At 73.2% G+C, this 21,665-nt stretch carries 23 protein-coding genes and 1 pseudogene; 8 read left to right on the plus strand and 16 right to left on the minus strand.

What is annotated here, in order from left to right; all coding sequences use genetic code 11:
* Window positions 1-15 precede the first annotated feature (15 nt).
* From CLV70_RS07770 to CLV70_RS07780, 3 genes are read right to left on the minus strand one after another with little or no spacing between them, the layout of a single operon-like run.
* Window positions 16-357: a DUF952 domain-containing protein gene (locus CLV70_RS07770; protein ID WP_106125719.1), complete on the minus strand. Its 342-nt coding sequence runs from the start codon at window positions 355-357 to the stop codon at window positions 16-18.
* Window positions 354-2,558, minus strand: a complete 2,205-nt coding sequence (recG, locus tag CLV70_RS07775) for an ATP-dependent DNA helicase RecG (protein ID WP_106125720.1) — start codon at window positions 2,556-2,558, stop codon at window positions 354-356. The genes CLV70_RS07770 and recG overlap by 4 nt, the downstream gene beginning before the upstream one ends.
* Window positions 2,555-4,429 (minus strand): DAK2 domain-containing protein, encoded by a 1,875-nt coding sequence (locus CLV70_RS07780; protein WP_106125721.1) that lies wholly within the window; start codon window positions 4,427-4,429, stop codon window positions 2,555-2,557. Before CLV70_RS07780 ends, recG begins: the two co-directional genes overlap by 4 nt.
* A 198-nt stretch (window positions 4,430-4,627) precedes the next feature.
* On the opposite strand from CLV70_RS07780, the gene rpmB reads away from it, so the two are divergent.
* Window positions 4,628-4,819 (plus strand): 50S ribosomal protein L28, encoded by a 192-nt coding sequence (rpmB, locus tag CLV70_RS07785; RefSeq protein WP_026207002.1) that lies wholly within the window; start codon window positions 4,628-4,630, stop codon window positions 4,817-4,819.
* Between the two features lie 452 nt (window positions 4,820-5,271).
* Here the strand turns inward: rpmB and CLV70_RS07790 are convergent, their stop codons facing one another.
* Together CLV70_RS07790 and CLV70_RS07795 are read right to left on the minus strand one after the other, a co-directional pair.
* The gene (locus tag CLV70_RS07790) at window positions 5,272-5,733 is read right to left on the minus strand and encodes a GNAT family N-acetyltransferase (RefSeq protein ID WP_106125722.1); all 462 of its coding nucleotides are present in this window, start codon (window positions 5,731-5,733) and stop codon (window positions 5,272-5,274) included.
* 195 nt (window positions 5,734-5,928) lie between these two features.
* Window positions 5,929-6,867 carry a thiamine-phosphate kinase gene (locus CLV70_RS07795; protein WP_106126054.1) on the minus strand — a complete coding sequence of 313 codons (939 nt, stop codon included), beginning with the start codon at window positions 6,865-6,867 and terminating at the stop codon, window positions 5,929-5,931.
* Between the two features lie 162 nt (window positions 6,868-7,029).
* Between CLV70_RS07795 and CLV70_RS07800 the strand changes: the two genes are divergently transcribed.
* Both CLV70_RS07800 and CLV70_RS07805 read left to right on the plus strand, forming a co-directional pair.
* Window positions 7,030-7,263 carry an Lrp/AsnC ligand binding domain-containing protein gene (locus CLV70_RS07800; protein WP_071805731.1) on the plus strand — a complete coding sequence of 78 codons (234 nt, stop codon included), beginning with the start codon at window positions 7,030-7,032 and terminating at the stop codon, window positions 7,261-7,263.
* Window position 7,264: 1 nt separating this feature from the next.
* Complete coding sequence (locus CLV70_RS07805; RefSeq protein ID WP_106125723.1) at window positions 7,265-7,909, plus strand: DUF3515 family protein; 645 nt, start codon at window positions 7,265-7,267, stop codon at window positions 7,907-7,909.
* A 103-nt stretch (window positions 7,910-8,012) separates the two neighbouring features.
* Here the strand turns inward: CLV70_RS07805 and CLV70_RS07810 are convergent, their stop codons facing one another.
* Window positions 8,013-9,116: a D-alanine--D-alanine ligase family protein gene (locus tag CLV70_RS07810; protein ID WP_106125724.1), complete on the minus strand. Its 1,104-nt coding sequence runs from the start codon at window positions 9,114-9,116 to the stop codon at window positions 8,013-8,015.
* A gap of 144 nt (window positions 9,117-9,260) precedes the next feature.
* Between CLV70_RS07810 and CLV70_RS07815 the strand changes: the two genes are divergently transcribed.
* A complete protein-coding gene (locus tag CLV70_RS07815) occupies window positions 9,261-9,773 on the plus strand; it encodes a protein-tyrosine phosphatase family protein (RefSeq protein ID WP_211303680.1) in 513 nt (170 codons plus the stop codon).
* A 40-nt stretch (window positions 9,774-9,813) separates the two neighbouring features.
* On the opposite strand, the gene CLV70_RS07820 is transcribed toward CLV70_RS07815, so the two are convergent.
* From CLV70_RS07820 to CLV70_RS07850, 7 genes are all read right to left on the minus strand, one after another.
* The gene (locus tag CLV70_RS07820; protein WP_106125725.1) at window positions 9,814-10,500 is read right to left on the minus strand and encodes a hypothetical protein; all 687 of its coding nucleotides are present in this window, start codon (window positions 10,498-10,500) and stop codon (window positions 9,814-9,816) included.
* Window positions 10,497-11,387 carry an ABC transporter ATP-binding protein gene (locus CLV70_RS07825; RefSeq protein ID WP_245908096.1) on the minus strand — a complete coding sequence of 297 codons (891 nt, stop codon included), beginning with the start codon at window positions 11,385-11,387 and terminating at the stop codon, window positions 10,497-10,499. The genes CLV70_RS07820 and CLV70_RS07825 overlap by 4 nt, the downstream gene beginning before the upstream one ends.
* Window positions 11,384-11,740, minus strand: a complete 357-nt coding sequence (locus tag CLV70_RS07830) for a GntR family transcriptional regulator (protein ID WP_106125726.1) — start codon at window positions 11,738-11,740, stop codon at window positions 11,384-11,386. The genes CLV70_RS07825 and CLV70_RS07830 overlap by 4 nt, the downstream gene beginning before the upstream one ends.
* An 83-nt stretch (window positions 11,741-11,823) precedes the next feature.
* Window positions 11,824-12,183 (minus strand): hypothetical protein, encoded by a 360-nt coding sequence (locus tag CLV70_RS07835; RefSeq protein ID WP_106125727.1) that lies wholly within the window; start codon window positions 12,181-12,183, stop codon window positions 11,824-11,826.
* Between the two features lie 16 nt (window positions 12,184-12,199).
* Window positions 12,200-13,303 carry a cystathionine gamma-lyase gene (locus CLV70_RS07840; protein WP_106125728.1) on the minus strand — a complete coding sequence of 368 codons (1,104 nt, stop codon included), beginning with the start codon at window positions 13,301-13,303 and terminating at the stop codon, window positions 12,200-12,202.
* Window positions 13,300-14,295 carry an NAD(P)H-dependent glycerol-3-phosphate dehydrogenase gene (locus CLV70_RS07845; RefSeq protein ID WP_106125729.1) on the minus strand — a complete coding sequence of 332 codons (996 nt, stop codon included), beginning with the start codon at window positions 14,293-14,295 and terminating at the stop codon, window positions 13,300-13,302. The genes CLV70_RS07840 and CLV70_RS07845 overlap by 4 nt, the downstream gene beginning before the upstream one ends.
* The gene (locus tag CLV70_RS07850) at window positions 14,292-15,026 is read right to left on the minus strand and encodes a lysophospholipid acyltransferase family protein (RefSeq protein ID WP_106125730.1); all 735 of its coding nucleotides are present in this window, start codon (window positions 15,024-15,026) and stop codon (window positions 14,292-14,294) included. Before CLV70_RS07850 ends, CLV70_RS07845 begins: the two co-directional genes overlap by 4 nt.
* A 237-nt stretch (window positions 15,027-15,263) precedes the next feature.
* Here CLV70_RS07850 and cofC point away from each other — a divergent pair, with 237 nt between their 5' ends.
* The 4 genes from cofC to CLV70_RS07870 are packed head-to-tail and all read left to right on the plus strand — an operon-like array spanning window position 15,264 to window position 19,330.
* Complete coding sequence (gene cofC / locus CLV70_RS07855) at window positions 15,264-15,935, plus strand: 2-phospho-L-lactate guanylyltransferase (RefSeq protein WP_106125731.1); 672 nt, start codon at window positions 15,264-15,266, stop codon at window positions 15,933-15,935.
* Window positions 15,936-15,944: 9 nt separating this feature from the next.
* Entirely contained in the window at window positions 15,945-16,142 is a 198-nt protein-coding gene (locus CLV70_RS07860; RefSeq protein ID WP_106125732.1) for a cold-shock protein, read from the plus strand.
* A 45-nt stretch (window positions 16,143-16,187) separates the two neighbouring features.
* Window positions 16,188-18,449 carry an RNA degradosome polyphosphate kinase gene (locus CLV70_RS07865; RefSeq protein ID WP_106125733.1) on the plus strand — a complete coding sequence of 754 codons (2,262 nt, stop codon included), beginning with the start codon at window positions 16,188-16,190 and terminating at the stop codon, window positions 18,447-18,449.
* Window positions 18,449-19,330, plus strand: a complete 882-nt coding sequence (locus tag CLV70_RS07870; protein WP_106125734.1) for an NUDIX hydrolase — start codon at window positions 18,449-18,451, stop codon at window positions 19,328-19,330. The genes CLV70_RS07865 and CLV70_RS07870 overlap by 1 nt, the downstream gene beginning before the upstream one ends.
* On the opposite strand, the gene CLV70_RS40905 is transcribed toward CLV70_RS07870, so the two are convergent.
* The 3 genes and pseudogenes from CLV70_RS40905 to leuD all read right to left on the minus strand — a co-directional run bounded on the left by CLV70_RS40905 (window position 19,287) and on the right by leuD (window position 21,656).
* Complete coding sequence (locus CLV70_RS40905) at window positions 19,287-19,817, minus strand: hypothetical protein (RefSeq protein WP_245908097.1); 531 nt, start codon at window positions 19,815-19,817, stop codon at window positions 19,287-19,289. The genes CLV70_RS07870 and CLV70_RS40905 overlap by 44 nt on opposite strands.
* A 353-nt stretch (window positions 19,818-20,170) precedes the next feature.
* Window positions 20,171-20,836: pseudogene (locus tag CLV70_RS07880) on the minus strand (HU family DNA-binding protein); the annotation flags it as partial.
* A 232-nt stretch (window positions 20,837-21,068) separates the two neighbouring features.
* Complete coding sequence (gene leuD, locus CLV70_RS07885; RefSeq protein WP_106125736.1) at window positions 21,069-21,656, minus strand: 3-isopropylmalate dehydratase small subunit; 588 nt, start codon at window positions 21,654-21,656, stop codon at window positions 21,069-21,071.
* Between the last annotated feature and the right edge of the window lie 9 nt (window positions 21,657-21,665).

Raw genomic sequence — 21,665 nt, forward strand, 5'->3', positions numbered from 1 at the left:
CGCCCCCTTCGCGCGTCACAGCGTCGGCGGCCGGAACGTCCCGTCGGGTTCCGGCGGCCACGGATGCACCGCCGTCACGGCCGCCACCGGGATCGGGGCGTACAGGTGCGGAAACTGCATCCCGCCCGGATCGGGCGGGTCACCGTCCTCCCACACCACGGATACGGGCAGCAGCGCCTCGTCCAGCACCAGCAGCACGAGATCCGTACGCCCCCGGGCCAGCAGCGTCGCCGGCACGTGCACCTGCTCCGGGGTGGAACAGTGGATGAAGCCCTGCGTCTCCAGGGAGGCGGCGCGATAGGTGCCCGACGACCGGGCCGCGTCCCACTCGGCGCGGGGGCAGAAGTGCAGGATCATCCCTTCTCCAGGTACTCGGCGCGTTCCTCGTCCACCAGGGCGGCGACCGAGGCCGCGAGCGCCGGGTGCCGGGCAAGGGTCGGATCGTCCCCGACCAGCTCGGCCGCCTCGGCGCGCGCATCGGTGATCAGCTTGCTGTCCCGCAGCAGGGAGAGCAGCCGCAGGTGGCTGTGCCGGCCCGACTGCGACGCGCCCAGCACGTCGCCCTCGCGGCGCTGCTCCAGGTCGAGCTCGGCCAGCTTGAAGCCGTCCGTGGTGGACGCGACGGCGTCGAGGCGTTCCCGGGCCGGGGTGCCCTCCGCCGCCTCGGTCACCAGCAGGCAGATGCCCGGCGCCGAGCCCCGGCCCACCCGGCCCCGGAGCTGGTGCAGCTGGGAGACGCCGAACCGGTCCGCGTCCATGATGATCATGACGGTGGAGTTGGGCACGTCCACGCCGACCTCGATGACCGTGGTCGCCACCAGCACGTCGAGCTCCCCGGCGGCGAACCGGCGCATGACCGCGTCCTTCTCGTCGGCCGGCAGCCGCCCGTGCAGCGTCCCGATCCGCAGCCCGCGCAGCGGCCCCTCCTCCAGGAGCGGCGTGACCTCGGTGACGGCCAGCGGTGGCCGGCGAGCGGGTTCGTTGTCGCTGGGCGGCTCCCCGTCGTCCTCCGCACCGGCCGCGTCCCCGATCCGCGGGCACACCACGTACGCCTGATGCCCGGCCTTGACCTCCTCACGCACCCGCTGCCAGGCCCGCTCCAGGAACGCCGGCCGCTCGGGCGGCACCACGTGCGAGGCGATCGGCGACCGGCCCCGCGGCAGCTGGGAGAGCGTGGACGTCTCCAGGTCGCCGTACACGGTCATCGCGACCGTCCGCGGGATCGGCGTGGCCGTCATGACCAGCACGTGCGGCGGCCGGGCGGCCTTGGCGCGCAACGCGTCCCGCTGCTCGACGCCGAACCGGTGCTGCTCGTCGACGACCACCAGCCCCAGATCGTGGAAGTCGACCCCCTCGTACAGCAGCGCGTGGGTGCCCACGACGATGCCGGCGCTGCCGTCCGCGACCGTCGCCAGCGCGGCCCGCCGGGCGGCCGCGCCGAGCGACCCGGTGACCAGGGTCAGCCGGGTGCCGGCCGGATCACCGTCCAGCTCGCCGGCCCGCCCGAGCGCGCCGAGCTGCGCGCTGATGCTGCGATGATGCTGGGTGGCGAGCACCTCGGTGGGGGCGAGCAGCGCGGCCTGCCCGCCGGCGTCGACGACCTGGAGCATCGCGCGTACGGCGACGAGGGTCTTGCCGGAACCGACCTCGCCCTGGAGCAACCGGTGCATGGGGTGCGCCCGCGCCAGGTCCGCGGCGATCTCCTCGCCGACCCGCGCCTGCCCCTCGGTCAGCTCGTAGGGCAGGGCCGCGTCGAACGCGGCCAGGATCCCGTCGTCGCGTCGTGGCCGGGACCGTCCGGGGGCGGCGGCCGCGCGGGCCTTCCGCTGCACGAGCGTCAGCTGTACGGCGAAAGCCTCGTCCCACTTCAACCGGTACTTCGCCTTGTACAGCTCCTCCTTGGAGCTCGGCCGGTGGATCTCCCGCAGGGCGGTCCCGATCCCGACCAGGTTGCGGTTCGCGCGCACCGTCCCCGGCAGCGGATCGGCGGGCGGCTCGAAGGTCTCCAGCAGGGTCCGCACGTACCGGGCGATCGTCCAGGTCGGCACGGCGGCCGCGGCCGGATACACGGGGATCAGCGCCCCGGCGAACTCCTCGATCTCCTCGGCGGCCTCGTCCTGCGTCGCATCGGCCCGCAGCAGCTGGTACGCGGGCCCGTTGAGCTGCCGCTTGCCCCGGAAATCGGTGACCTTCCCGGCGAACAGCCCCCACCGCCCGGTACGCAGCTCCCGCTCCCGCCACGCCTGGTTGAAGAAGGTGCAGGTCAGCGTCGCCCCCGAACCGTCCCCGACGGTGATCTCCAGCATGGTGCCGCGGCGCTGGCGCATCGGGCGTACCGTGGCGCTCTTGACCTGGGCGAGCAGGGTGACCTGCTCGCCGACCTGGAGCTGCCGCAGATCGGTGTGCTCCCCGCGCTCGTCGTAGCGGCGCGGGAAGTGGTAGATCAGATCCCCGGCGGTGTGCAGCTCCAGGTGCGTGGCCAGCGCCTTGGCGGCCCGCTCCCCGAGCACCTTGCTCAGCGGGGTCGCGGTCGTCGTCGCGGTGGTCGTGTCGCTCATTCGACTCCTACCAGGAGGTGATACCGGGGCTGGCCGCCGGCGTAGCACTGCACCTCGACGAACGGCCAGGTCTGTGCGGCGTGGGCGCGGAGGAGGTCTTCCAGGCCCGGCGGCGCGTCGTTGCCGAGCACGAGGGTGACGAGCTCACCGCCGCCGCCGAGGAGCCGGTCGAGCAGGCGCCGGCAGACGTCGGCGAGGGCGTCCTCGCTCTCCCGCGGGCTCGGGGCCGGGCCGATGACGTGGACCTCGCCGTCGACCAGGCCGAGGAGGTCGCCCGGATGGCAGCGCCCGGCGACCGTGAGCGCCTCGCGCGCCGCCGTGGTCACCTCGCCGTAGCGGCAGGCGCCGGCGGCCTCGGCCATCGCGATCACATCGTCGTCGAACCGGCGCTGGGAATCCCGCACGGCGAGCGCGGCCAGCGCCTGCACCGGCGACCGGGTCGGCACCACGCTCACCCGCACACCCCCGGCGGCGGCCTCCCGCGCGGCGGACATGGCGACCGCGTGGGTGTTCGCATCGTTGGGCAACAGCACCACCCGCCGCGCCCCGGTCTGCTCGACGGCCGCGAGCATCTCGGCGATCGACGGGTTGCGCCCGACCACCACCGCGCCCTCCCGCGCGAACAACGAGGTCAGGCCGTCCCCGGCGGCGACGACAACGGCGCCCCGGCCGCCGCCCTCCCAGGACTCCCCCGCCGGCTCGGCATCCGGCTGCCCGAGGCCCTCGACCAGGTGCGGTGCATGCTCATGGACCCGGTCCTCGAGCCGGCTCACCGAGATCCGGTACGGCCGCCCGGCGACGACCCCCGCCTCGAGAGCGCCCCCGACGTCCGCCATCCCGACGTGCACGTGCACGTTCCACGTGGGCGGATGCCCCTCACCGGTGCCGACGACGACCAGGGAGTCCCCCATCCGGTCGAGCACGCCCCGCAGGGTCTCGACCGCGGGCGGCTCGGCGTCGAGCAGATACTGCACCTCATATCCATACGCCCCCGAAGGTCCGCAGTCGCCGGGCGGCTGCTCCTGCTCTTTCGGGGCGTCGCGCTCCTCCGGGGCGCCGTGGCCCTCCGGGGTGCCGTGGCCCTCCGGGGCGTCGTGGCCCTCCGGGGCGTCGCTCAGTGCCTCGACCAGGGCGTCGAGCAGCACCACCAGGCCCCGGCCGCCGGCGTCGACCACTCCGGCGCGGGCGAGAATCGGCAACTGCTGCGGGGTACGGGCCAGCGCCTCCGCGGCCGACCGGGCAGCCTCCCGGGCCACCACCACCACGTCGTCCGACTTGATCCGCCCCGCGCCCTCCGCGGCGGCCGCCGCCACCGACAGCACGGTCCCCTCGACCGGCCGGGCCACCGCGGCATACGCGGCCTCGCTCGCCCGGCGCAACGCCTTGGCCAACTCCCCGCCGCGCACCGCCACCGCGGTGGCGAACGTGTCGGCCATGCCCCGCAGAATCTGGGAAACGATCACCCCGGAGTTTCCCCGCGCCCCGAGCAACGCCCCACGAGCCATCCGCCGCATCACCAGCCCCAGCTGGCTCGGCGACGGCTCGCCGCCGTCCCCCGGGACCCCAGCGCTTGCGCCGCGCCCGCCGCTCGCGGTGCCGTCGCCCTCGCCCTCGCCCTCGCCCTCGCCCTCGCCCTCGCCCTCGCCGGCTCCGTCCCCGGCGCCCCGGGCATCGGAGCCGCCGACCGGATCGGGCTCCTCGTCGAGGGCCTCCTGCGCCGACGTCAGCGTGAGAACGAGGTTGGTGCCGGTGTCACCGTCCGGCACCGGATAGACGTTCAGCTCGTCGATCTCGTGCTGGTGGGCCCGCAGGGCGGCCAGCCCGGCGCCGCACCATCGGCGTACCGCGGCAGCGTCCAGGGTCTTCAGCACGCGAAAAGCGTACTAACCACCTCTGACAAATGCGGGGCCGCGCGGCGACGGATCCACCTCGTCCGGGGCGATTCGCTGTCCGGGGCGGGCATCGGGTAACCTGGCCAGGTTGCCCGGGCGCAGTCTGTCCGGGGCACCCTCAGTTCGCAGCCGGGTCTCGGTCAGTCCCGCCCGGCGTATCAATCCCAGGAGTACCCCGTGGCTAGCGTGTGCGACGTCTGTGGCAAGGGACCGGGCTTCGGCCACAACGTGTCCCACTCGCACCGGCGGACCAACCGCCGCTGGAACCCGAACATCCAGTCGGTGCGCACTCCGGCCGGTGGCGGCACCACCAAGAAGCTCAAGGTCTGCACCTCGTGCATCAAGGCCGGCAAGGTCGTCCGCGCCTGACACCGGTGCGCCGGGCCTCCGCGTCCGGCTGACCGCAGCACTTCCCGTAGCCGCCGGGTCCCCGTGACCCGGCGGCTACGCGTGTACCACCCGGCTGAGTGGTACCGATCCGCTGAGTGGTACCGATCGGCTGAGTGGCCACCGGCCGGTTGAACGCCTGTCCGCTGGGCGAGCGGGTCGGCCCGACCGCGCCCGGCTGAGCTGTGTCGGAGCGGCCGCGGTGCACCGACACTGGCCGCGCTGATACTGACCCGGCCGCGCTGTCACCGGCCCCGCCGCGCTGTCACGAACCGGCCGCGCTGTCATCGGCCCCGCCGCGCTGTCACGAACCGGCCGCGCTGTCATCGGCCCCGCCGCGCTGTCACGAACCGGCCGCGCTGTCACCGGCCGGTGGGGCGGGTTCGGACCGCGAGCGCCGGGCGGCACAGCCCGGCGACCGCGGCCGTGGGCTGCTACAGGACCCGGGCGTAGGAGAGGACTCCCGGCTGCCCCTTGTAATAGCCGAAGTCCTCGATCCGCTCGTAGCCGCACTTCTCGTACAGCGCGATCGCCTCCGGCTGTTTGTCTCCCGTCTCGAGGATCACCCGCTTGTAGCCGCGTTCCCGGGCCGAATCCTCGATGGCCGCCAGCACCCGGCGGGCCACCCCTTTACCCCGGGCCGCTTCGATGGTGAACATGCGCTTGAGTTCCGCGTCGCTGCCGTGCGCGCGCCAGCCCGCGCAGCCGATCAGGCGGCCGTCCGGGCCCTCGGCGACCAGGAAGGCGCCGGTGGGCGGGGCGAAGTCCGCGGCGGCGACCGGGGTGTCGTCGCCCGAGCCGCCGTACCGGGCGCTCAGTTCGGCCATCGTCAGGGCGATGAGGGCCTGCACCGCCGGGTCGTCGAAGCGGGATTCGCGAATGGTGATCTGCTCCACGCGAGCAAAGCTAACCCGCGCCCCGCCACCGGCATCCCCCAGCCCGCGACCAGGCGAGCCCCGTCACCCGCAAAGAACCCGCCCGGCAAGCAAGCCGAGCCCCGGAAAGCAAGCCCAGCCCGCGCACCAGGACCGACCGCATAACGAGCCCAGCCCGGCACAGCAGGCCCAGCCCGCACGGCAGGCCCGGCCGGCTCAGCGGAAGTGGTCCCAGCCCGCCCCGCCCTGCCACGGCTTCCGGTCGACCGTCACCCCGGTGCCCTCGTGCACGCTCCCGATCTCGCGCCACCCCTCCGGAAGCGCGGCCCCCGGCGGGAACGTCGCGGCCAGGGCGTGATCGTCGCCGCCCGCCAGGAGCCAGAGGTGCGGGTCCACGCCCAGCGCCGACGCCGCGTCGCGCATCTGGTCCGGGACGTCGAAGGCGTCGCGGCGCACGTCGATGCCGACCACGCTGGCGGTGGCGACGTGGCCGAGGTCCTGGAGCAGGCCGTCCGAGACGTCGATCAGGGACGTCGCGCCGGCCCGGGCCGCCGCGGGGCCCTGCGCGTACGGGACCGCCGGCCGCCGGTACGCCTCGACCAGGACTTTCGGCGTACGGAAGCCTCTGGACAGCACGGTGTAGCCCGCCGCGGCGTAGCCCGTACGCCCGGCAAGCGCGACGATGTCGCCCGGTTGGGCGCCGCTGCGCAGGACCGGGGGCCGGCCGCCCAGGTCTCCCAGGGCCGTGACCGCGATGGTCAGGGTCGGGCTCGACGACATGTCGCCGCCGACCACGGCGGCGCCGACCAGGCCGGCCTCGGCGGAGAGGCCGCCGGCCAGGTCCTCGGCCCAGGCCACGTCCAGATCCTGGGGTACGCACAGAGCGACCAGCAACGCCGTCGGACCGGCGCCCATGGCCGCGATGTCGGCCAGGTTGGCGGCTGCCGCCCGGTGACCCACGTCCGCCGCGCTCGACCAGTCCCGGCGGAAGTGCCGGCCCTCGACCAGGACGTCCGTCGATGCCACCGTACGGCCGTCCGGCGCCGCCACCAGCGCGGCGTCGTCGCCCGGGCCGAGCAGGCTCGCCGGGCCGCTGCCGAGCCGCGCGACGATCCGGGCGATCAGCCCGAACTCCCCCGCCTCCGCGATGCTCACGTCCACCGTTCCCTCGATTTCCCCGTCGCGGTGCGCCCGGCCGGACCACACCGTTATGTTGAAGCCCGCCGGGCCGGAGCCAGCGATGCGTGGCGCAAGGACCGCGCTCCGTACTGTAGTTTCACGTTCGGGTCGCCGGCGGCGGCGGATAGGAGTCGGATCGTGGTCCAGGCATACATCCTCATCCAGACGGAGGTCGGAAAGGCCCGTGACGTGGCCGCCGCGATCGACAAAATTCAGGGAGTCGTCCGGGTCGACGCGGTGACCGGGCCGTACGACGTGGTGGTGCTGGCCGAGGGGCACAGCGTCGATGAACTCGGTCGGATGATTGTGAGCAAAATCCAGTACGTACCGGGCATCACGCGGACCGTGACCTGCTCCGTGGTAAATCTCTGACATGGTGGACGTGGAGACCCGGACCGAGCAGCAGCCGCCCCCGAAGGACCCGGCGGTCCGCAGCGCCGCCCTGTGGGCGACCGTCGTGGCGGTGCCGGTGGCCCTCCTCGTCGGACTCGTGATCTTCTTCCAGGTGCTGCCCGACGGCGACGCCGGCCCGGCCCCGAGCGCCGCCGCCACGCCGCCCGCGGCGGTGCCGAGCGCACCGGTGCAGATGGCCGCGCCGAAGCTGCCCGCCCGTGCGGCCCAGGTGTGCCTGGCCGTGACGTCGCAGCTGCCGGTGCAGGTCCGCGACCTGGTGGGCCGCAAGGTCAGCGCCGGCCCCGAGCAGAATGCCGCCTACGGCGAGCCGCCGATCACGGTCGCGTGCGGCGTGACCCGGCCGCGGATGTGCCAGTCGCTCGACGAGAGCGGGTCGGGCTGCGTGCCGATGGACACCGAGCTGCTGACCATGAACCGGGTCTGCTGGTACGCCGACAAGCAGCCCGCCGCCACCGTCTTCACCACGATGGACCGCGAGGTGCCGGTGCAGGTCACCGTGCCGCAGCAGTACGAGCAGTCGGCCCAGTGGGCGAACGAGTTCTCGGACGTGGTCGTGGAGACCGACAAGTCGATCACCGAGGGCGTGCCGTCCGGCTGCGCCTGACCGACCCGATGCCCCAGCGCGGGCCGCCGCGTCGATGCAGGCCGGTGCCCCAGCGCGGGCCGGCGCGTCAGTGCAGGCAGGCGCGTCAGTGCAGGCAGGCGCGTCAGTGCAGGCCGGTGCCGCGGTGGATGGCGGTGCGGATCAGGCGGTCGACCATCTTCGGGTAGTCGAGGCCCGTCGCGGCCCACATCAGCGGGAACATCGACGTCGGCGTGAAGCCCGGCATCGTGTTGATCTCGTTGAGGTAGATCTGGTCGTCGGCGGTCACGAAGAAGTCCACGCGGGCCAGTCCGGCGCAGTCCAGGGCCGTGAAGGTGCGGCAGGCGTACTCCTGGACCTGGCGGGCGACGTCCGGCTTGAGGTCCGCGGGGATCTGGTACGGCGTGCCGTCGCCCAGGTACTTCGCCTCGAAGTCGTAGAACTCGTCGCCCGCGGTCTCGACCATGATCTCGGCGAGCAGGGAGGCCTCGGGCACCCCGCCCGCCTCGCCCTCGAGCACGCCACACTCGATCTCGCGCCCCACGACGGCCGCCTCGACCAGCACCTTCGGGTCGATCGCGCGGGCCTTGGCGACGGCCTCCTCCAGGCCGGACCAATCGACGACCTTGCTGATTCCGTACGACGAACCCGCGCGCGACGGCTTCACGAACACCGGGAGGCCGAGCCGCTCCTTGTCCGCCTCGGAGAGCGACTGGCCGGCCCGGAGCACCGCGTACGCCCCGACCGGGATGCCCTCGGCGGCGGCGAGCTTCTTGGTGAACTCCTTGTCCATGCCGGCCGCGGAGGCGAACACGTTGGCCCCCACGTACGGGATCCCGGCCATCTCCAGCATGCCCTGGATGGTCCCGTCCTCGCCGTACGCGCCGTGCAGGGCCGGGAAGACGACGTCCACGCCGGACAGCACCGCGACCCCGTCGGCCGGGTCGACGACCATCAGCCCGGAGGAGGTGGGGTCGGCGGGCAGCACGACGGCCCGGCCCGATTCGAGGGTGACCTCCGGCAGCCGGCTGCCCTCGATGGCGAGCTGTCCCGGGTCGTCGCCGGCCAGCACCCAGGCGCCGTCCCGGGTGATGCCGACGGGCACCACCTCGTACTCGCCCGGGTCGAGGGCGGCCAGGATGCTGCCCGCGCTCACGCAGGAGATGGCGTGCTCGGTGCTGCGCCCGCCGAACACGATCGCCACACGGGTTTTGCGAGGGGTCGTCATGACAATGGCCTCTCGTTGCCGGACATCGCTAGGCTTGCCTGCCGCGCGGTCCGGGCTGCGGGCATGCCCGGGGTGACCCTACTCTGCGTAGACCACTTTCCTAAGACGGCGGGCGCTGGCACGGCAGATGGGGACACGGAGTTGATGAGACCAGCACTGCACGTGATCGCCTGGCACGGTCCGGGGCGGCTCGCGACCATGGCGCACCCCCGCGGCGGCGACCGGCTGGCCGCGGATCTGGCCGGCCTGGCGACCGCCGGCGTGGACGTGCTGGTGTCGGCGCTCACGCCCGGCGAGCAGCGGCGGCTGGGCCTGACCGAGGCGCCCGCGGCGGCCCGGGCAGCGGGCATCCGGTACGTCCCGCACCCGGTCCCCGACCGCGGGGTGCCGGACGACGCGGTGGCGCTGGGCGTACGGCTGGCCGCCCACGTCCGCGCGGGCCGCTTCGTGGTGACCCAGTGCTTCGCGGGCATCGGCCGCTCCACCCTCCTGGCCGGCGTGACGCTGGTCATGCTGGGCGTCGAGCCGGAACGCGCCCTGGCGATGGTGGCGGAGGCCCGCGGCCTGCCGGTCCCGGACAACGAGACCCAGCGCCGCTGGCTGCACGACTTCGCCCTCCAGCACGGCGGCTTCGCCACCGCAACCCACCCCCACTGAGCCACCACCGCCTACCCCCACCGAGCCGGCCACCGCGCGGTCAGCTCGTGGTCGAGCGCCGGATCGTCACGTCCCGCATCACCCGCCGGTAGAGCATCGCTCCGACCAGGCTCAACCCCACCGACACGGTCACGGCCGCCGCGTACGGCAGGAAGCGGGTGAGCAGTTCCCCGTTGCCGCCGAGGCCGAGCAGTCCCTCCGTCACGAGGGCCGGCAGCAGCGCGGGCACCAGCAGGGGCAGCCCCCGCCAGGCGCCGTACCGATAGAAGGCCGCGACCACCGCGGCGCCGGAGACGAAGAATGCCAGGCAGCTCGGCAGGACGTGGCCGAACTCGCCGAGGCCGAGCCGGGGCGACCAGGCCGGATAGCCGGCGGCGACCTCGCCGAGGAGCGCGTCCTCGAGGCCGTGCCCGAGCGGGACCAGCACGGCCACGGCCAGCGACGTCAGGACGCCGAAGATCAGGCCGCCGGTGACCAGGGCGCGCCGGGTCACCCCGGCCGCCACGAACTGGCGCAGGTGGGTGCTGACCAGGATGACGCCGATGACGAGGACCCAGTATTTGACCGCCGAGGCGGCCACGAACATCCACAGGCTGAAGGCCGGTTCCGTGACGGCGCCGAGCACCAGGTCGGCGATTCCGGCGCCGATCACCAGGGTGGCGCCGAACCACAGGAAGATCGGCCGGTACATGCGCAGGAGGGTGAGCAGGACGGTGTGCGCGTTCATCGGACTGCCTCCGGGGTGTGCTCGCCCGAGGTGAGGTGGACGAAGAGGTCCTGGATGCCGACCGGGGCGAGGCTGAGGCCGGCCTGTTCGGCCCTGCGTTCCTCCTCGTCGCCCAGCCCGCCGTAGAGGGTCGCCTGGCGGACGCCGCCGAGGCTCTGCCGGCCCAGCACCGTACGCCCGGACACGAACGTCTCGACCGCCTCCGCCGGACCGGTCACGGCGACGCCGCGCGCCCGGAAGGTGTCGGTCTCCTCCTGGACGACCAGCCGCCCGCGGTCGATGATCACGACCTCCTCGAAGAGGTCGGCGACCTCCTGGATGAGGTGGGTGGAGAGGATGATCGTGCGCGGGTGGGCGAGGTAGTCGTCGAGCAGCTCGCGGTAGAACGTGCTGCGCGCCGCGGCGTCCATGCCCAGGTAGACCTCGTCGAGCAGGGTGAGCGAGGCGCGGCTGGCGAGCCCGAGGACCACGCCGAGGCCCGACCGTTGCCCCCGCGACAGCGCCGACACCCGCTTGCGCCGGTCCAGGCCGAACGCCTCCGTCAGGCGTTCCGCGAGCCCGGCGTCCCAGCGTGGCCGCAGCCGGGCGTGGAAGTCGAGCACCTTGCCGACCCGGTCGCCTTCGGGCACGTCCAGGGTGTCGCGGACGAAGACGGTGTCCCGCATGATCCGTGCGTTCTCGAACGGGTCCACCCCGTCGATCTCCACCGAGCCGCCGTCGGCCCTGCGGTACGCCGCCAGCACGCTGAGCAGGCTGGTCTTCCCGGACCCGTTGCGCCCGAGCAGCCCGTAGATCCGGCCGGGGGCCAGCTCCATGGTGAGGCCGTCGACGGCGGTCGTGGCGCCGTACCGGACGGTCAGGTCGCGCACCGAGATCATCGGGATCATCGGGTCGCTCCGTCGAGGTGCTTCCTGATCTCGTCGACCGAGACGCCGATCCGCGCGGCCTCCTCAAGCATCGGGCCGACCACGTCGGCGAAGAACCGCTTGCGCCGCTCGTCGCGCAGCTTGGCGCGGGCGTCGGGGGTGACGAACATGCCGATGCCCCGCTTCTTGTAGAGGACGCCCTCGTCGACGAGCTGCGCGAAGCCCTTCGCCGCGGTGGCCGGGTTGATGCGGTAGAAGGCCGCGTACTGATTGGTGGACATGACCTGCCCGTCCTCCTCGAGTGCCCCGCTCAGGATGTCGTTCTTGATGCCGTCGGCGATCTGCACGTAGATGGGGCTCCGCTCGTCGAACACCGAGCCTCCCTAGTTCTGCGGTTCATTACTCATGTAACGAACCATAGAGCCGCGGCGGCCCCGGGAGCAAGGGGCGGCGGGGATCAGGCGGCGGCGAAGGTCTGCGGCAGCACGCCCTCGTCCCACAGGCGGTCGAGGTGCGCGAGGAAGCCGACGAGGCTGCGCTCCAGCTCACGGCGCTGATCGGCGTCGAGCGTGGCCAGCGGATCGGAGAAGACCAGGCCCTCGGGATGCTTCGCCCGGGTGCCGACGAACCGATGACAGGACGAACACCAGACGTAGCTCACCAGGGTGGGCCGGCGGGCGTTCTCCGGAGCATTCACGTACGCCCGCACGCTGCGCCGACCGCAGGCGGGACACTCCCGTTCGTCAGGAGCGGCGAAGAAGCTCTCGCCCTGCGCCAGCGCGGTGACCTCGGCTCCGCTGAAACTGCTCCACTCCATGGGAGAGAACCGTAGATCAGGCGCGGTCCAGGGCCGCGGCCAGATCCGCGATCAGGTCCGCCGTGTCCTCGATGCCGCAGGAGAGCCGGACGAAGCCCGGCGCGGTGTCGTCGCCCCACTGCGCACGCCGGTCGGCCGTGGTGTGCAGGCCACCGAACGACGTCGCGGCGAAGACCAGCTCCGCGGCGGTCAGGAAACGGCCCACCCGCTCGGCGCTGCCCAGATCGAACGACACGATGCCGGGGATGCGGCGCATCTGGCCGGACGCGACCGGGTACGACGGGTCGGTCTCCCGGCCCGGCCAGCGCAGGCCGGTCACGTCGCCGCGGCCGGCCAGCAGCTCAGCCACGGCCGCCGCGTTGGCGTTCTGCCGGGCCAGCCGCAGGTCCAGCGTGGCCATCGACCGGTGGGCCAGCCAGCAGTCGAAGGCGCCGGGCACGCCACCGGTCTGCGCCCGCCAGGTGGTCACGCGGGCGATCAGGTCCTCGTCGGCGGAGGCCACGTACCCGAGCAGCACGTCGGAGTGCCCGGTCAGGGCCTTGCTGCCGGACGCCACCACCACGTCGGCCCCGAGCTCGAGCGGGCGCTGGCCCAGCGGCGTCGACGTGGTGTTGTCCACCGCCACCAGGGCGCCCGCGGCGTGCGCGGCGGCCGAGACGGCGCGCACGTCGCACACGTCCAGGCCCGGGTTGGCCGGCGTCTCCAGCAGGACCAGGCGTACGCCCTCGAACGACGGATACGGCCCCGCGGTCGGCACGAGCACGGTCCGCACGCCCAGGCCCCGCAGCGTGCCCTCGGCGAACGCGCGGATGGTGAAGTAGCCGTCGGACGGCAACGCCACGGTGTCACCCGAGCGCAGCACCGACAGCAGCAGCGCCGTGACGGCGGCCTGCCCGCTGGCGAAGGCGCGCACCGTCCCGCCCTCGAGCTCGCCGATCGCGGACTCCAGCGCGCGCCGGGTCGGATTGTCCGGGCGCCCGTACCCGTTCTCCCCCGGCCCCTCGACCGGGTCCAGGTGGTACGGCGCCGCGAACACCGGCCCGGGCAGGAACGGCTCCCCCGGCACCGGCGCGGGAAGGCCCGCGTGCACGACCCGGGTGCCGTCGCCCCGGCCGGTCACTCGGGCTTCATCTCCCGCCCCATCAGCAGCTTGACGGCCACCCGGGGGTCGACGCCCTCGTGGCAGACCCGCTCGACCTGCTCGGTGATCGGCATCTCCACGCCGTGCGCCCGGGCCAGGTCGCGGATCGCCAGGCAGCTCTTCACGCCCTCGGCGGTCTGCTTCGTCGAGGCCTGCGCCGCCTCCAGCGACTCGCCGCGGCCCAGGTGCTCGCCGAACGTACGGTTGCGCGACAGCGGCGACGAACACGTCGCGACCAGGTCGCCCAGCCCCGCCAGCCCGGCGAAGGTCATCGGGTCGGCGCCGAGCGCGACGCCCAGCCGCGCGGTCTCCGCGAGGCCCCGGGTGATCAGCGACGCCTTGGTGTTGTCGCCCATGCCCATCGCCGTCGCCATGCCGTACGCGAGCGCGATGACGTTCTTCACCGCGCCGCCGAGCTCGCAGCCGATCACGTCGTCGCTGGTGTAAGGCCGGATGTACGGCAGCGCGATGGCCTGCTGCACGAGCTGGGCCCGGGCCGCGTCGAGGCCGGCCACCACGGTCGCGGCGGGCTGCTCGGCGGCGATCTCCGGGGCGAGGTTGGGGCCCGAGACGACCACCACCCGCTCCGGCGCCACCCGCGCGGTCTCGACGATGACCTGGCTCATCCGCTTGGTCGTGCCGAGCTCGATGCCCTTCATCAGGGACACGAGCGTGGCGTCGGGCGGCAGGTGCCCGGCCCAGTCGGCGAGGTTGCCGCGCAGCGTCTGCGACGGCACGGCCAGGAACACGAAGTCGGTCTCCGCGACGGCGGCGGCCAGGTCGCTGGTGGCCGTGACCCGTTCGGGCAGCTTGACCCCGGGCAGCGAACCCTCGTTGATCCGGCGCTCGCGGATGGTGGCGGCGACCGACTCCCGCCGCGCCCAGATGGTCACGTGCGAACCGGCCTCGGCGAGGATCTTGGCGAACGCCGTGCCCCACGCGCCGGCGCCCAGCACCGCGGAGCGCGTCATGCCGACTGCTCCCTCGGGCCGGGGGTACGGCGGGCGGGCGCCTCGTACAGCGCCGGGGGCGGCGGCTCCTGGCGCAGCTCGGCGAGCAGGTCGCGGGTGGCCAGCTGGATCTGCTCGGTCATCCGCTCCAGCACCGCCCGGTTCGGCGCCTCGCCCCGCCAGCGGCTCAGGTCGACCGGCTCGCCGATGCTGACGCTGACCGGCCGGCGCGGCTTCAGCGAGATCTTCTTGGTCCGTACGTCGTGCACCTGCTGCGCCCCCCAGGTCGCCATGGGTACGACCGGAGCCCCCGTGACCAGCGCGAGCCGGGCGGCGCCGGTCTTGCCGCGCATCGGCCACAGCTGCGGGTCGCGGGTCGTCGTGCCCTCCGGGTAGATCACCACCACGCCACCCTCGCGGATGGCCTCGATGAGCGAGTCGAGCGACTTCACCGCCTCCACACTGCCGCGTTCCACCGGGATCTGCTCGGTCTTGCGGAGCATGAACCCCACGAACGGGATCTTCCAGATGCTCGCCTTGGCCAGGAAGCGCGGCCACCGCCCGGCCGCGTAGATCGGGTGCGCCACCAGCAACGGGTCGAACTGCGACATGTGGTTCGGGGTGACGATGACACCGCCGCCGGGTGGCAGGTTCTCGAGGCCGTACCAGCGGCGCTTGGTCAAGACTTTGAGGGCGGGCAGCACGATGGCCACCGCCAGCCACTGCCAGAACCCCAGCTTGCGCTGCCCCACGGTTCCTCCTCCGTCCCCCACACCCTGGGACGAAATCATGCCTGCTCCCGGTCGCCGGAGCCAGGCCGGGTCCGTCCCGGCCCACCCCGGCCCCCACGACACGACCCGCACGGCGCCCTCTCGACGGCGCGACTCGGGCGGCTGGCGCGGCACGGAGGTCGGCGCAGCGCGGGGTGGCGGGCGGCGGGCGCGGCACGGGCGGGGCGGGGGGCGGATGCCGGTGGCAGGATTGGCGGCGTGTCAGGTGCGGACTGGACGGCGGTCATTCCCGTCAAGCGGCTCAGCGCGGCCAAGAGCCGGCTGCGGGGCGCCGTGCCCGACGCGTGGCACGAGGCGCTCGCCCTGGCCATGGTGCGGGACACGGTCACCGCCGTCGGCGCGTGCGAGCAGGTCGGCGGGGTCGTCGTCGTCACGGACGATCCGGCCGCCGCCGCCGCGGCGAGCGGGCTGGGTGCGCGGGTGGTGGCCGATTCGCCGGCGGCCGGGCTGAACGAGGCGATGAGCTTCGGTGCCGACGTCGCCGTGGGTGCCGGGCGGCGGCGGGCGGTTCTCGCCGGGGATCTGCCGGCGCTGCGGCCGCACGAGCTGGGCGCCGCCCTGCTGAGCGCCCCCGCCGGCCGGGGCTTCGTCGCGGACGCGGCCGGCACCGGGACGGTGCTGCTGACCGCCGGCCCGGGTACGCCGCTCGGCCCCCGCTTCGGCCCCGGTTCCGCCGCCGCCCACGCCGCGTCGGGCGCCGCCGCGCTGACCGGGGACTGGCCCGGCCTGCGGCAGGACGTGGACACCCCGGCCGACCTGCGTACCGTCCTCGGCCTGGGCGCCGGGGAGCACACCTGCGCGCTGCTGCGCGACCTCGGGCTGGCGACCGGATGCGGCTCTACCCGCGTGCCGGCGGGCCCGTCCCGGTAGCGTGCAGCTATGCAGGGCACGATCGCGACGTTCGATCCTCAGACCCACACCGGCACGCTGCTGCTCGACGACGGCAGCGAGCTGCCCTTCCCCGCCGAGGCGTTCCGCGCGTCCGGCTTGCGGCTGCTCCGCCTCGGTCAGCGGGTGACCGTCGAGGCGGGCGCCGATGGTCATGTGACCAAGGTCCAATTTCCCGGAATCTCATGAGCCTTGTTCATTTCCCGTTCACCCGGAACGGGCAATGATGGAGCGATGACCACCCCGCCCCGGACACCCGAGTCCACCGTGCCCGCGACCTCAGCTCGCCGGCGCGGGCCCGACGGCCGGTTCCTCCGGCGCGCGAACGGGTCCGGGACGGATGCAGCCCAGCCGACCGCCGCCGAGCCGACGGAGCCTGCCGTGACGATGACCGCCCCGCGCCCCGCCGACCACCCGGACGAGACCGACGAGCTGCCCGACGACCGCTTCCTCAACCGGGAGCTGTCCTGGCTCGACTTCAACGCGCGGGTGCTCGCCCTCGCCGAGGACCCGGAGACCCCGCTGCTGGAGCGGGCCAAGTTCCTGGCGATCTTCTCCAGCAACCTCGACGAGTTCTACATGGTCCGGGTCGCCGGCCTGAAGCGGCGGCTCAAGGCCGGGCTGCCGATGCGCGGCGGCGACCGCAGCTCGCTGCGCAACCAGCTCGAGATGATCACCGAGCGGGCGGCCGACCTGGTGACCCGGCACTCGGCCTGCTTCGGCGACGAGGTCCGGCCCAAGCTGCAGGCCGAGGGCATCGAGCTGGTCAGCTGGACGGAGCTGGACGCGCCGGAGCGGGAGCGGCTGCGCACGTTCTTCCGCGAGCAGGTCTTCCCGGTGCTCACCCCGCTCGCGGTGGATCCGGCGCACCCGTTCCCGTACATCTCCAGCCGGTCGCTGAACCTGGCCGTGGTGCTGCGCGACCCCGAGGACAGCAGCGGCGAGCTGTTCGCGCGCATCAAGGTGCCCAACAACGTGCAGCGCTTCGTGGCGGTGCAGAACGACAGCCGGGGCGTGCGCTTCCTGCCGGTCGAGGAGCTCATCGCCGTACACCTGGATCAGCTCTTCTCCGGGATGAAGATCTTGGAGTGGCACCTGTTCCGGGTCACCCGCAATGCCGAGGTGGAGGTCGACGAGGACCGCGACGAGGACCTGCTCCAGGCCCTCGAGCGCGAGCTGGCGCAGCGCCGGTTCGGCCCGCCGGTGCGCCTGGAGGTCGCCGCCTCGATCAGCGACCACGTCCTGGACCTGCTCGCCCGCGAGCTGGACATGAACGACGAGGACGTGCTGCGGGTGCCGGGCCTGCTCGACCTGTCGGCGCTGTGGCAGGTCTTCGGCGAGGTCGACCGCGACGATCTCAAGGACCGCCCGTTCGTGCCGGCGACCCACCCGCAGCTGGCCGACGGCGAGGTGCCGCGCAGCGTCTTCAACCGGCTGCGCGAGTGCGACATCCTGGTCCACCACCCGTACCACTCGTTCTCGACGAGCGTGCAGCGCTTCATCGAGCAGGCCGCCGCCGACCCGAACGTGCTGGCCATCAAGCAGACGCTGTACCGCACCAGCGGCGACTCCCCGATCGTGGACGCGCTGGTCGACGCGGCCGCCGCCGGCAAGCAGGTGGTGGTGCTGGTCGAGGTCAAGGCGCGCTTCGACGAGGTGGCGAACATCGGCTGGGCGCGCACCCTGGAGCGGGCCGGCTGCCACGTGGTCTACGGCCTCGTCGGCCTCAAGACGCACTGCAAGACCGCCCTCGTCGTGCGCCAGGAGGGCAACCAGATCCGGCGCTACTGCCACATCGGCACGGGCAACTACCACCCCAAGACCGCCCGCCTGTACGAGGACTTCGGCATGCTCACGGCCGACCCGGAGATCGGGGCGGACGTCACGGACCTGTTCAACGTGCTGACCGGGTACAGCCGCCAGACCGCGTTCCGCCGCCTGCTCGTCGCGCCGCACGGGGTGCGCCGGGGCCTGATCGAGCGGATCGAGGAGCAGGCCCGCATCGCCCGCGCGGGCGGCGAGGCCCTGGTCCAGTTCAAGGTGAACTCGCTCGTCGACGAGGAGACGTGCGACGCGCTCTACCGGGCCTCCCGGGACGGCGTGAAGGTGGATCTGGTCATCCGGGGCATGTGCGCGCTGCGTCCGGGCGTACCCGGGCTCTCGGAGAACATCCGGGTCCGCTCGATCGTCGGCCGGTTCCTGGAGCACTCCCGGGTGTTCCGCTTCGGCACCGGCGACGACGCCGAGTACTGGATCGGCTCGGCCGACCTGATGCACCGCAACCTCGACCGGCGGGTGGAGGCCCTGGTGCGGGTGACTCTGCCGTCCGCGCAGAACGATCTGCGCAATGTGCTGGAATTGGCCATGAGCGACGAGAGCGAGGGCTGGGACCTGGACGCGGAGGGCACCTGGCACCGGCGGCCCGTGAACCCCTCCCAGCCGCACCTGCACCTGCAGGAGGCGCTGCTGCGCCGGGTCATCGGCAAGGCGGTCTGATGGCCCCCACGGTTCGCGCCGCGGGCGGGGTGCTCTGGCGGCCGGCCGGCGACGGGATCGAGATCTGCCTCGTGCACCGGCCGTACCGTGCGGATTGGAGCCTGCCCAAGGGCAAGCTGGACGGCTCCGAGCACGCCCTGGCCGCGGCGGTGCGGGAGGTCCTCGAGGAGACCGGGTTCCGCGCCGAGCCGCAACTGCGGCTGCCCGAGGTGGCGTACACGCTGCCTGACGGCGTACCGAAGACGGTTGATTTCTGGTTGATGCGGGCCGGCGACGGCCCGGCGGCGGACCCGCAGGATCCCACCGAGGTCGACGCCGTGGTGTGGCTGTCCCCGGGCGAGGCGCTCGACCGGCTCACGTATGCCGACGACCGGCGGCTGGTCGAGCACGTCACGACGCTGCCGCCGATCACGTCCCTGACGGTGCTGGTCCGGCACGCCCACGCGGGCCGGCGCAAGGACTTCGCGGGCCCGGATCCGCTGCGCCCGATCGACGACCGGGGCCGGGCCGAGGCGGAGACGATCGGCGTCGCGGCGGCCCTGTTCGCCCCGCGGCGGCTGATCGCGGCGACCCCGCTGCGCTGCCGGCAGACCCTCGAACCGCTGGCCCGGACGCTGGGCCTGCCGATCGTGGCGGACGGCGCGTTCGCCGAGCCCGGCGACGCCGCGGAGATCCCGGCCCGGGTCAAGACGGCGGCCGCGCGGCTGGTCGAGCTGCGCGACGGCGAGCGTACGGCCATCTGCAGCCAGGGCAAGGTGATCCCGGGACTCCTCGCGTCGCTGGACGGTGCGGACGACCCGGAGCCCTACCGGACGGCCAAGGGCGACGGCTGGGTGCTCAGCTGGTCGGGCGACCGGCTCGTGGGGCTGAGCCGGATCTGACCCGGGTGCCGCCGCGGGGCCGGTGCGGCAAGGGCGGGGGCAGCGGGTCGGCGCGCCAGTAACCGACGAGGTCGCCGGTGAGCCAGCGGGCCCGCCACAGCTCGTCCGGCCTCGGCTCCCAGTCGCGCAGCGGCAGCAGGGCCGCCCGCCACGCCAGCACGCTGATCAGGTACCACCCGTAGAAGGGCACGAGACCCGCAAGGGCATCACGTCTCCGGTACGAGCAGTGCGGCGCCAGCACGAGCACGGCGGCGCCGGAGAGCGCGCAGGTGACGGTCCAGTCGAGGAGCTCCCACCCGGTCCAGTGCTCGGCGGCGTCGCCGAGCGCCCACCCGGGCACGACCGCGGCGGCGAAGACGGCGGCGGCGATCAGCGACCGGCCCAGCGGGCCCCGTGGCCGCGCGGGAACACGCGCGCGGTCCGGCGCCGGTTGCGGTTCGTCCTCGGCGGGCGCGGCCGTGCGGCCCCTGCCGGTTCTGCGTTCCATGCTGCGGACCGTAGGCTCAGCGGCCGCTGTGGCGCCGGAACACGCGAAAGGCGTCCACCGGACGGGTGGACGCCTTTCGTCTCGTCAGCGGCCCGCTGAGCGGATCTCCGCGGGCCTTCGGTGCGCCGGGTGGAAGGTCAGCGCGTCTTGCGCGGCGCGGCGGTGCGCGCCGTGGTGGCCTTGGCGGCCGGGGTCGCCTTGGTGGCCGCCGTGGTCTTGCGGGCGGTCGCCTTCTTGGCCGGCGCCGACTTGGTAGCAGCCGCCGACTTGGTGGCGGTCTTCTTCGCCGGCGCGGACTTGGTGGCCGCCGTCTTCTTGGCCGTCGCGGTCTTGGTCGCGGTCGACTTGGCCGGGGTGGCCTTCGTCGCCGCGGCCTTGGTCGCCGTGGCCTTGGTCGCCGCGGCCTTCGTGGCGGTCGACTTCGCCGCCGGGGTGGCCTTGGCCGTGGTGGCCGTCTTCTTGGCCGCGGTCGTCTTCGCCGGCGCCGACTTCGCCGCGGTGGACTTCGCCGCCGTCGTCTTGGTCGCCGTGGCCTTGGTGGCGGTCGCCTTCGTTGCCGTCGCCTTGGTGGCCGCGGTCTTCTTGGCCGCCGCCGTCTTCGTCGCGGTCGACTTGGCCGGAGTGGCCTTCGCCGCCGTGGTCTTCTTCGCCGCCGACGTCGCCGTCGACTTGGCCGGAGTGGCCTTGGTGGCAGTGGACTTCGCCGCCGCGGTGGTCTTCTTGGCGGCGGTGGCCTTGGCCACCTTGCCGCTCGCGACCATCTCCCGGAAACCCGTGCCGGGCTTGAAGGCGGGGACGGACGTTTTCTTCACCTTGACTGGTTCGCCGGTGCGCGGATTCCGCGCGGTGCGCGCATTTCGCGCCCGCTTCTCGAAGACACCGAAACCGGTGATGGCAACGCGGTCGCCCTTGGTGACGGCGGTCTGCACCTCGCTGATGACCGCATCCAGCGCCGCTGTCGCCGTTTTCCGGTCCCCCAGTCGGGCGGCGAGCGCCTCGATGAGCTCGGCCTTGTTCACGGTTTTCCTCCCGAACGTGAGAACTGATGCTTGGTCATGAGTCACGCACGGGGTTTCCTCCGTCGCGTTCAAGCATCATTGGCCCAATGCGAGCCATTCTGCGCGCACCGTATGCCCTCTGACCAGCAGACACAAACATTGGCGCGAAAAAAAACCGTTGTGTCGCAACGATTTCGCCCCCGCCGGGGCTCCGACGGGGGCGAAAAGGCCTGCGCTGACAGGGTTTCCGGGCTCAGACGACGACCGGCTTGAAGGACGGCCGATTCTCCTCGTACGTGGTGATCGCGGCCTCGTGCCGCAGGGTCAGTCCGATGTCGTCGAGGCCCTCCATGAGGCGCCAGCGGCTGAAATCGTCGATCGGGAAGCCCCACTCGGCGTCGTCCACGCGCACCTGACGGGCGCCGAGGTCGACCGTGATCTGCTTCTCCGGCTCGCTCTCGGCCAGGTCCCAGAGCGCCTCGACGGCCTTCTGGTCGAGCTGCACCGGCAGCAGGCCCTCCTTGAGGGCGTTGCCCCGGAAGATGTCGCCGAACCGGGCCGCGATGACGACCTTGAAGCCCCAGTCCCGCAGCGCCCAGACGGCGTGCTGGCGCGACGATCCGGTGCCGAAGTTGGGGCCGGCGACCAGGATCGTGGCCCCGGCGTACGCCGGATTGTTGAGCACGAACGACGGGTCGTCGCGCCAGGCGCTGAAGAGCCCGTCCTCGAAACCGGTACGGGTGACCCGCTTCAGATAGACCGCCGGGATGATCTGGTCGGTGTCCACATCGGAGCGCCGCAGCGGCATGACCTTGCCGGCGTGGGTGGTGAACTTGTCCATGGCTGGTTC

Origin of the sequence: Pseudosporangium ferrugineum (assembly GCF_003002065.1) — a bacterium.
Lineage (GTDB): Bacteria > Actinomycetota > Actinomycetes > Mycobacteriales > Micromonosporaceae > Actinoplanes > Actinoplanes ferrugineus_A.

Coding starts and splice junctions, on each gene's coding strand:
- CLV70_RS07815 (WP_211303680.1), top strand. CDS start 9,261: ATGAGACCAGCACTGCACGTGATCGCCTGGCACGGTCCGGGGCGGCTC.
- recG (WP_106125720.1), bottom strand. CDS start 2,558: ATGAGCGACACGACCACCGCGACGACGACCGCGACCCCGCTGAGCAAG.
- CLV70_RS07845 (WP_106125729.1), bottom strand. CDS start 14,295: ATGACGCGCTCCGCGGTGCTGGGCGCCGGCGCGTGGGGCACGGCGTTC.
- CLV70_RS07870 (WP_106125734.1), top strand. CDS start 18,449: ATGGCCCCCACGGTTCGCGCCGCGGGCGGGGTGCTCTGGCGGCCGGCC.
- CLV70_RS07835 (WP_106125727.1), bottom strand. CDS start 12,183: ATGGAGTGGAGCAGTTTCAGCGGAGCCGAGGTCACCGCGCTGGCGCAG.
- CLV70_RS07770 (WP_106125719.1), bottom strand. CDS start 357: ATGATCCTGCACTTCTGCCCCCGCGCCGAGTGGGACGCGGCCCGGTCG.
- CLV70_RS07820 (WP_106125725.1), bottom strand. CDS start 10,500: ATGAACGCGCACACCGTCCTGCTCACCCTCCTGCGCATGTACCGGCCG.
- CLV70_RS07860 (WP_106125732.1), top strand. CDS start 15,945: ATGCAGGGCACGATCGCGACGTTCGATCCTCAGACCCACACCGGCACG.
- CLV70_RS07810 (WP_106125724.1), bottom strand. CDS start 9,116: ATGACGACCCCTCGCAAAACCCGTGTGGCGATCGTGTTCGGCGGGCGC.
- CLV70_RS07865 (WP_106125733.1), top strand. CDS start 16,188: ATGACCACCCCGCCCCGGACACCCGAGTCCACCGTGCCCGCGACCTCA.
- CLV70_RS40905 (WP_245908097.1), bottom strand. CDS start 19,817: ATGGAACGCAGAACCGGCAGGGGCCGCACGGCCGCGCCCGCCGAGGAC.
- CLV70_RS07825 (WP_245908096.1), bottom strand. CDS start 11,387: ATGATCCCGATGATCTCGGTGCGCGACCTGACCGTCCGGTACGGCGCC.
- leuD (WP_106125736.1), bottom strand. CDS start 21,656: ATGGACAAGTTCACCACCCACGCCGGCAAGGTCATGCCGCTGCGGCGC.
- CLV70_RS07805 (WP_106125723.1), top strand. CDS start 7,265: ATGGTGGACGTGGAGACCCGGACCGAGCAGCAGCCGCCCCCGAAGGAC.